Below are 9219 nucleotides of genomic sequence, written 5' to 3'. Positions count from 1 at the left end.
CTACACCTCGTTCGGCAGCTGGTTCCTGTGGAACGCCTGGTTCCGCGTGTGGTCGCTCGGCCAGATCCTCGCCACCTTCGAGATCAATCGTGCCTACGCCACGTACCTGGACCGCCGGGACCCGGCCGGCCTCGAACGGCTGGAGCGCCAGGCACCCGACGGCGCCATCCCCGACTACGCCCCGGTCCGCCGGTTGCTGAAGAACGTCAGCAGCCTGGTGCGGGAGGTCCAGAAGGGGGCGGTCGACCCGCGCGACGCCTCGGAGGAGATCCTCGCGCAGCTGCGCGCGGCCGACTTCGTGCCGCCCGCTTTCGGTCTCGCCGACCCCGACAACCACTGGACGGACGCCACCACACTCAAGGTCCTCCAGACGCTGCAGTGGGCGAAGAAGGACGCCCCGGACGAGATCGGCGAGCTGGTCTATGACGGTCTCACCCTCTTCCTGCGCAAGCGGTTCGACAAGGAGGAGTTCAAGGTCACCGAGGAGCTGAAGCACATGGCCGCGTACTGGCCGGTGATCGGCCGGGTCATCAAGCAGCGGAACGCGAGCGCGAGCTGATGGCCACCGAGACGAGGAGTGAGATGAAGCAGCAATCCAACGACACCTACGACGTCGTCATCCTCGGCACCGGCCTGGCCGGCTCCGTCCTCGGCGCGATCCTGGCCAAGGCCGGGAACAAGGTCCTGCTCATGGACGCCGGCTCCCATCCGCGGTTCGCCATCGGTGAGTCGACCGTCGGCTACACGCTGGTCCACCTGAGGATGCTTGCCCACCGCTACGGCGTGCCGGAGATCGGTCACCTCGGCAGCCTGGAGGAGTGCAATAAATACATCAGCACGTCCTCCGGCCTGAAGCGGCACTTCGGCTTCATGATCCACCGCGACGGCCAGGAGCCCGACCCGCGGGAGATCAACCAGTTCCGGCTGCCGAAGGTCCTCCACCTGGCCAGCCACTACTTCCGCCAGGACATCGACCAGTACCTGTTCCATGTGGCCCTGAAGTACGGCTGCCAGGCCCTGCAGAACTACCGCGTCGACAAGGTGGACTTCGACGACGACGGCGTCACGGTCATCGGTGAGGACGGTACGACTCACCGGGCCCGCTTCGTCGTCGACGGCAGTGGCTTCCGCTCGCCGCTCGCCGAACAGCTGGGCCTGCGTGACGAGCCGTGTCGGCTCAAGCACCACGCCCGCTCGATCTTCACGCACATGATCAACGTCGACCGCGTCGACGACCACACCCGCATGGGACCGAACGATGTGCCCCCGCGGCCCTGGCACGAGGGCACGATGCACCACATGTTCGAGCGCGGATGGTTCTGGATCATCCCGTTCGACAACCACCCCAAGAGCACCAACCCGCTGTGCAGCGTCGGCCTCCAGCTCGACCCGCGTCGCTACCCCAAGCCCAGCGACATGACGGCCGAGGAGGAGTTCTGGCACCACGTCGACCGGTTCCCGCTGGTCAAGCGGCAGTTGGCCAACGCGCGCAGTGTCCGTCCGTGGGTGAGCACCGGCCGGCTGCAGTACTCGTCCAAGCAGGTCGTCGGCGAGCGCTGGGTCCTGCTGCCGCACGCGGCCGGCTTCGTCGACCCGCTGTTCTCACGCGGTCTCTCCAACACCGCGGAGATCCTCAACGTGCTCGCCTGGCGGCTGATCCGGGCACTGAAGCGGGACGACTTCGACCCGGCGCAGTTCGAGTACGTCGAGAAGCTGGAGCAGAACCTGCTCACTTTCAATGACCGCCTGGTCAACTCCGCGTTCATCAGCTTCTCCGACTACGACCTGTGGAACGCCCTCTTCCGGATCTGGAGCTACGGCTCCCTGCCCGGCGCCTTCCGCGTCATCCATGAGGACCTCAAGGCCCGGCGGCAGAACGACCCGGAGATCTGGAAGGCGATGGAGGACGTGCCGAGCCCCGGTCTGTGGTGGCCGGACAAGCCCGAGTACCGGGAGATCTTCGACGAGATGGCCGACTACTGCGAGGCCGTCGAAGCCGGGGAGATGGATTCCCAGGACGCCGCGGACAAGCTGTTCGCCAAGATGCGCAAGGCCGACTGGATTCCGCCGTCCCTGCAGATCGCACAGCGTGACGTCAGGTTCATCGACCCGAGCCCGAAGCGGCTGCGCAACATGCTGCTGTGGTCCCGCACCAAGGCGCCCGAGGACATGCGGCCGTACATGGTGGGCACCGCGGTCGAGGCGATCAAGCACTTCGTGAAGGGCAAGCGAATCTTCTGAGCGGGCGAGGGGGCCCGCTCGCGGCCGGCGGGACGTCATGTCCCGCCGGCCACAGGGTTGTGACGGCGCACTCGCGCCGTACCCGAATGACATGCCAGACATCTGGAGGAGAGCGTGACGAAATCCCAGGCGTCCGCGCTGCCCGACCCGGGCAGCGCCCGGGCCCCCGATCCCGCGGAGAAATATGACGTGGCCATCCTCGGCGGCACGCTCGCAGGCGGCCTGCTCGGCGCCGTGCTGTCGAAGCAGGGCGTGCGGGTCCTGCTGGTACCGGCCGCACACGACCGCACCGAGGCCTCCGGGGAGACCACGGTCCCGTACACGGCCGAGGTCTTCCTGCTGCTGGCCAAGCGCTTCGGCATCCCGGAGATCGCGGCCTTCGGCCTCTTCCCGGACCTGCCCGAGGACATCCGCCGGGACAGCGGCATCAAGAAGAGCCTCGGCTTCCTCTACCACCGCACCGGCGAGGAACAACGCCCCGACGAGAGCGTGCAGTTCAACGTCCCCGGCGAGCACGCGGAGTGGCACCTGGAGCGCCGCGGCGTCGACATGTACACCGTGCGCCTGGCGCACCGCTACGGCGCGGCCGTCCTGCCGCACGGCGTGCATATGACCGACGCGTGGACCGACCCGGACGGGGCCCGGGTCGAGACAAGCGACGGTCACATCTGGCGCGCCCGCTACCTCGTGGACGTCAGCGGTCCCGACTCCCCGCTGCTGGCGCGCAACGGTGGCGACGACGCCGAGCCGCGGCTCGGACTTCGCTCCCGGGTCATCGCCACCCATATGACGGGCGTCGCCCGCTTCGAGGAGGTACGCAGCCCCTCGGAGTACCCGCGCACCACCCCCTGGTCCCAGGGCACCGTGCACCACATCTTCGACGGCGGCTGGATTCAGCTCGTCCGCTTCGACAACCACCGCGACGGCGGCAACCCCGCCACCGGCGTGACGCTCAGCCTCGACCCCGGCCGCTGGGAGCACCTTCCGGAGGACCCCGAGAAGGCCTTCCGGGCCGTGGTCGAGCAATACCCCGATCTGGCCCGGCAGTTCGCCTCCGCGCAGTCGGTACGGCCCTGGACGAACGCCCCCCTGTGGCAGCGCACCGCCGCCCGCAGCCACGGCGAGCGCTGGTTCGCGCTGGAGCGGACCGCGGCACGCAACGACATGTTCCTCTCCCGTGACGTCACCATGGCCGCGGAGCTGGTCCACGCCCTCGCCACGGCCCTCGTCCCCGCGGTTCGGCGCGACGACTTCTCGCCCGCGCCCTTCGCCCGCATCGCCGCCTTCCAGGACGAGCTCGCCGCCTTCAACGACCGGTGGCTGGCCGGCGCCCGTATCGCGAGCCAGGATTTCCGGCTCTGGAACGCCTTCTCCCGGGTCTGGCTGCTGTGGCAGATCCTCGCCGACCTCTCGCTCAAGCGGGCCCGTCTTGACGTCGAGGCGAGCGCCGGCCGGGACTGGACGCCGGTGGAGCGCTTCGAGCTGGGCGGCATCTGGTTCCACGTACCCGAGGGGCTGCGCGGCATCATCGACCGCTCGCTGCGGACGATCGAGCGCGTGGGCGCCGGCGAACTCACGGCCGCGCCGGCGGCCGACGGCATCTTCGCCGAACTGCGCCGGGAGAAGTTCATCCCCCCGCTGTACGCCTTCGGCGATCCCGAGGCCAAGGTCTACCACTTCACCATCCCCAAGCGCCTGAAGATGCTGTGGTGGGTCAAGACCTCGGCCCCCGCGGACTTCCGCCGCCTGCTGACCCGCGACAACGTGACCTCGGTGACGTCGGCAACATCCCGCTGACCGCACCTCCTTCCCAGACATGACGCCGCCCCCTCACAAGGGGGCGGCGTCGTGGTGTGTGCAGGCCCCGGTCCGTAAAGCCCGAAGCCCGCCACCGAGTTCGGTGGCGGGCCGGGAGGGGAGGCTGGGCCGGGGTGACTACGCCGCGTTGGGGAGGAGTCGGGCGTAGGAACCGCGCCAGTAGGTCAGCGGGAAGCGGTCCTCCGCGGTGCCGCCGCCCACCACCCGGCCTATCAGGAGGGTGTGGTCGCCGGCCTCCACCGCGTCGTGCAGCTCGCACTCCGCGTGGCCCACGGTGACCGCCAGCAGCGGGGTGCCCGTCTCCGGGCCCGGGGTCCAGCGGACGCGCTCGAACTTGTCCGTCGCGCCGGAGGCGAACAGCTGCGAGGCCATCTGGCCCTGCGAACCGAGGATGTTGACCGAGAACTGGGCCCGGTCCAGCACCGCCTGAAGCGTGCCGCTGCGGTTGCTGACGCTCGCCAGCAGCAGCGGCGGGTCAACGGAGACGCTGCACACCGCGGAGCAGGTCAGACCGCGCGGCTCGTCCTCCTTGTCGAGTGTGGTCACGATGGAGACTCCGCTGGCCAGGGACGCCATGACGGTACGGAACAGCTGGATGTCGACGGACTGGGCCAGCGTGGGCATGGCGGTCTGCATCACAGCTCACCCGCCTCTACGGCCGTGACCAGCGCGGCCCGGTGGAGCTTGCCGTTCGGCGTCCTGGGCAGATCCTCTGCGATGTGCAAACGGTCGATGTTCATATAGGTGGGCAACCTTTCCGCACAACGGCGTTTGATGGCGAGCAGGGAGGGCCGCTGCCCCGGCGAGGGGACGACGACCGCGTGCAGTTGGGACGTGAGGCCGGTGCCGATCACCAGAACCGTCACCTCGGCGACGGATTCGAGGGTGCCGATGGCAGCCTCGATCTCGCCCAGCTCGATCCGGTTGCCGCGCACCTTCACCATGTGGTCGCGGCGTCCGACGTACTCCAGGTTCCCGTCCGCGTCCAGGCGCGCGATGTCGCCGGTGCGGTACGGACCCTCGTGGGGGCCGCGCCCCCAGTAGCCCAGCATCACCGTCGGGCCGGTGACGACGACCTCGCCCTCACCGCCCTCCGGCCCGTCGAGGGTGACGGTGTCGCCGGAGCAGGCCGTGCCGATCGGCAGCGGCGACTCCCGCTTCAGGTCGGCCTCGGTGACCTCGTAGGACGTGCAGACGTTGGTCTCGGTCGGCCCGTACCAGTTCAGCAGCCGCACCCCGGGCCAGGCCTTGCGCAGCTCCTGGACGTGGTGGATGGCGAACGGCTCACCGGCGAACAGACAGACCCGCAGCGCGGAGGGGGGAGGCCCGTCCAGCAGACCGCCCTCCCGCATCATCAGGCTGATCGCGGACGGCACCGAGTACCAGACGGTGATCAGCCGCTGCCGCATGAACTCCGCCAACTGCAGCGGGGCGTAGGCCAGTTCCTCGGGCACCAGATGCACCGAGGCGCCGGAGGCGAAGGCGCCGTACAGGTCGAAGACCGAGAGGTCGAAGTTGAACGGCGCGTGGTTCGACAGCCGGTCGGAGACGCTGAGCTGGAGCTCCTCGACCGCCCAGTCGACGAAGGCCAGCGCGTTGCGGTGGCTGATCATCACGCCCTTGGGCTCACCGGTGGAACCCGAGGTGTAGAGGATGTACGCCGGGTCGTCCGGCTCGTTCCGGTACTGCGTCGGACGCGCGCCGTCCTCGGCCCGGCCGAACAGCTCCTCGAAGCCGGCCAGCGGCGCAGCGTCGAACTCCGCCGCCCGGGCCCGCTCCACGCCGCCCGCGTCGGCCACGACCAGCTTCGGCTCACAGCCCGCGGCGATCCGGGCCACCCTCGCGGGCGGGTTGGAGCCGGTGACCGGCACATACAGGGCGCCGATGCGCAGCGCGGCCTGCATCACGGCGATGGCGTCGACGCTCTTGTGGCTCCAGATGATCACCCGGTCGCCGACCCCCACCCCGCTCTCCAGCAGGGCCGCGGCATACCGATCCGCGCGACGGTCGAGCGTGCGGTAGTCGACGGGGCCGTCCGCCCCGTGCACCGCCACGGCGTACGGGTGGCGCCGGGCGGAGTCGTACAGCAGGCGGTGCAGGCTGACGTTGGTGCTCATAGTCCCAGCTCCCTGGAGATGATGTCGCGCTGGATGTCCGATGTGCCGGAGAAGATGACGGAGGGCACCGCGTCCCTCAGGGCAGCCTCGATGCCCTCGGAGCGCTGGTAGCCGCGACCGCCGAAGAGCCGGATGGCGTCCAGCGCGGTGGAGATCACGCCCTCCGAGACGGCCAGCTTGGACAGGGCGATCCACAGGGTGGCCGGGCCGCCCCGGTCCATCTCCCAGGCCGCCCGGTACAGCAGCAGCCGGGCGCTCTCGGTGCGCAGCTTCATGTCCGCGATCCGGTGCGACACAGCCTGGAAGCGGGAGATCCGGCGCCCCGACTGCTTGCGGGTACGGGCCTGCTCCACGGCCCGGTCCAGCAGATGGTCGGCGAGCCCGAGGAACCCGGCGAACAGACAGCACCGCTCCCAGCCCATCGAGTGCTGGAAGATGAAGCCGCCCTGGCCCTCCTCACCGAGGATCTGGTCGTCCGGCACGAAGCAGTTGTCGAACTTCAGCCGCCCGGCCGGGACATGGGCCATGCCCATCTTCTCGAAGGGCTCACCGACCGTCAGACCGGGCGCGTCACGCTCCACCACGAACCCGGTGACGCCCAGATAGCCCGCCTTGGGGTCGGTCGTCGCATACGTCGTGAACACGTCCGCGGCCGGCCCGTTGGTGACGAAGCTCTTCTCACCGTTGAGGATCCAGCCGCCGTCGGTGCGTTCGGCGACCGTGGCGAGCCGGGAGACGTCCGAGCCGGCCTCGTCCTCCGTCATCGCGTTTCCGGCGATCAGCTCGCCCGAGCACATCCCCGGCAGGATCCGGGACTTGAGGGCCGGGCTGCCGAAGTCGACGATCGGCATGGCGCAGGCGAACAGATGCGCCGAGGCGCCGAAGACCAGACCGGTGCGGTCACAGCCGCGGCCGAGGGCCTCCACCTGCCGCGCCGTGTCCAGGGCACCGAGCCCGCCACCGCCGTACTCGGCCGGCACGGAAAGACCCAGCAGACCGAGCTTGCCGAGCTGCTTCCAGTCGCCCCGGTCGTAGTACTCGGCCGTGCCGTCGCCCGCGGGGAACGCCTCACGTACGGCGGCCAGGGTGCGGTCGTATGCCTGTCGCTGTTCCTCGGACCAGGCGAAATCCATGGCGCGTGCCTGCCTTTCAGTCACTTTGGGGTGGTGAGCACGGAGTCCTGCTCGAGTGCGGGCCGGGACTTCAGCAGCTCCTCATGGGCGCGCTCGTTGGACCGGGCCAGCAGGGCGGACAACAGCGGCGCGGCCATCGCGGTCGTGACCAGCGCCATGATGACCATGGCGCTGAACAGCTCGACGGTGAGCAGACCCAGTTGCAGACCGACGTTGAGGATCACCAGCTCGGTCAGACCGCGGGTGTTCATGAGAAGTCCGAGCGTGGTGGCGTCCCGCCAGTTCATCCCGGTCAGCTTGGCCGGGATCGCCACACCGCCGAGCTTGCCGAGGCAGGCCACCGTGATGACGGCCAGCAGCACGAGCAGACCCTGGCCGGTCATCGTGGTGAGGTCGACGGACAGGCCGGTCACGACGAAGAACAGGGGCAGCAGCAACTTGCTGGCGCTCTCCATCGGACCGAAGGCCGACTGCATCAGCATGCGGTCGCGCGGCATGACCAGACCGAAGAAGAACGCGCCGAAGATGGCGTGGATGCCGATCTCCGAGGTGAGCCAGGCGGAGCCGAAGGCACCGCACGCGGCGAAGACCATGATGTAGGGGCCCGCCGACTGCGGCAGCTTGGCGGAGACCTTGGCGAGCAGCGGCCTGACGATCCACAGCATCCCGGCGACGTACACCAGCGACCACAGCAGCATCGTGACGAACGCGCCCGTGCCGGAGGCCGTCACCAGCGCCACGACCAGGGCGAGCATGCACCAGGCCAGCACGTCGTCGGCCGCCGCCAGCGCCAGTGAGAGCGCGCCGGCCCGGCTGAACTGCAGGCCCTGGTCGGCGACTATGCGGGCCAGTACCGGGAAGGCCGTGATCGACATGGCCACGCCGAGGTAGAGGGTGAACTCGAACATCCCGACCTCTTTGCCGTTCACCGTCCCGTAGGTGCCGTAGATCAGTGCGGCCAGGCCCATGCCCAGGGCGAGCGGGCAGGCGATCGAGCTCAGCCAGATGATGCCGGTGGATTTGCGGCGTCCGCTGAAGCTCGTGCCGTCGAACTCCCAGCCGATGACGAACATGAAGAGGATGAGGCCGATCTGGGCCGCGGTGCCCAGATGGGCCCGCGCCTCGGCCGGGAAGAACTTTTCCGGTAGATCTCCTGGCAGCAGACCGAGCAGACTCGGGCCCAGGCAGATGCCCGCGGCGATCTCACCGACGACTGCGGGCTGGCGAATGCGGCGGGCACCGATGGCGAAGGCGACGCCCACCAACAGCGTCAGCGCGACGCCGCCGATCACTGTTGTGGTCAGCCACTCTGAGTTGGCGGCAGCGAGAGAGCTCACTGGGTCTCCTTAACTACGGGCGGGGCGGGCACGGATCAGCGGCTCCATGTGTCGCTGCCGGCGAGGACGGCCGCGAGGTCGCCCTTGCCGTTCTGTTCGATGGCGGCGTCCAGCTGGTCGGCCATCGTCGTGTCGTAGACCGGCCGTTCGACGTCCCGGAAGACGCCGATCGGCGTGTGGTGCAGGGTCTGCGGATCCGCGAGGCGGGACAGGGCGAAGGCGGTGGTGGGGGAGGCCGAGCGGGCGTCGTGGACGAGGATCCGGTCCTCGTTCCGCGCGGTCACCTCGACCACCTCCAGATCGCCGGTGGCCGGGTCGCGTACGACGCCCTTGGCGCCGTCCATGCCGAAGCGGATGGGCCGGCCGTGTTCCAGACGGATCACTGACTCCTGCGCCTGCTGCTTGTCCTTGAGGACCTCGAAGGCGCCGTCGTTGAAGATGTTGCAGTTCTGGTAGATCTCCACCAGCGCGGTGCCCGGGTGCTGATGGGCGGCGCGCAGGACCTCGGTGAGGTGCTTGCGGTCCGAGTCGACGGTCCGCGCGACGAAGGAGGCCTCCGCGCCGATCGCCAGA

The 9219-nt window shown here is 69.3% G+C and carries 6 protein-coding genes and 2 pseudogenes; 3 read left to right on the top strand and 5 right to left on the bottom strand.

Features of this window, described 5'->3' with window-relative positions:
* From H4N64_RS43410 to H4N64_RS43400, 3 genes and pseudogenes are all read left to right on the top strand, one after another.
* A pseudogene (locus H4N64_RS43410) lies at window positions 1-559 on the top strand (FAD-dependent oxidoreductase); the annotation flags it as partial.
* A 23-nt stretch (window positions 560-582) separates the two neighbouring features.
* The gene (locus tag H4N64_RS43405) at window positions 583-2241 is read left to right on the top strand and encodes an NAD(P)/FAD-dependent oxidoreductase (protein WP_260860400.1); all 1659 of its coding nucleotides are present in this window, start codon (window positions 583-585) and stop codon (window positions 2239-2241) included.
* 114 nt (window positions 2242-2355) lie between these two features.
* Window positions 2356-4038 (top strand): NAD(P)/FAD-dependent oxidoreductase, encoded by a 1683-nt coding sequence (locus H4N64_RS43400; protein WP_186288139.1) that lies wholly within the window; start codon window positions 2356-2358, stop codon window positions 4036-4038.
* Window positions 4039-4176: 138 nt separating this feature from the next.
* On the opposite strand, the gene H4N64_RS43395 is transcribed toward H4N64_RS43400, so the two are convergent.
* The 5 genes and pseudogenes from H4N64_RS43395 to H4N64_RS43375 form a co-directional block, all read right to left on the bottom strand.
* Window positions 4177-4695 carry a flavin reductase family protein gene (locus H4N64_RS43395; RefSeq protein ID WP_186288138.1) on the bottom strand — a complete coding sequence of 173 codons (519 nt, stop codon included), beginning with the start codon at window positions 4693-4695 and terminating at the stop codon, window positions 4177-4179.
* Window positions 4695-6176 (bottom strand): amino acid adenylation domain-containing protein, encoded by a 1482-nt coding sequence (locus H4N64_RS43390; RefSeq protein WP_186288137.1) that lies wholly within the window; start codon window positions 6174-6176, stop codon window positions 4695-4697. The genes H4N64_RS43395 and H4N64_RS43390 overlap by 1 nt, the downstream gene beginning before the upstream one ends.
* Window positions 6173-7309, bottom strand: coding sequence for an acyl-CoA dehydrogenase family protein (locus H4N64_RS43385; RefSeq protein ID WP_186288141.1), 1137 nt, complete (start codon window positions 7307-7309; stop codon window positions 6173-6175). The genes H4N64_RS43390 and H4N64_RS43385 overlap by 4 nt, the downstream gene beginning before the upstream one ends.
* Window positions 7310-7329: 20 nt before the next feature.
* Entirely contained in the window at window positions 7330-8646 is a 1317-nt protein-coding gene (locus H4N64_RS43380; protein ID WP_186288136.1) for a cation:proton antiporter domain-containing protein, read from the bottom strand.
* A 35-nt stretch (window positions 8647-8681) separates the two neighbouring features.
* Window positions 8682-9219, bottom strand: a pseudogene (locus H4N64_RS43375) (2-oxoacid:ferredoxin oxidoreductase subunit beta); the annotation flags it as partial.

It is taken from the genome of Streptomyces cupreus, assembly GCF_014257025.1.
Lineage (GTDB): Bacteria > Actinomycetota > Actinomycetes > Streptomycetales > Streptomycetaceae > Streptomyces > Streptomyces cupreus.
Note: the sequence above shows the minus strand (reverse complement) of the source record. Positions and strands in the feature narration are given on the sequence as shown.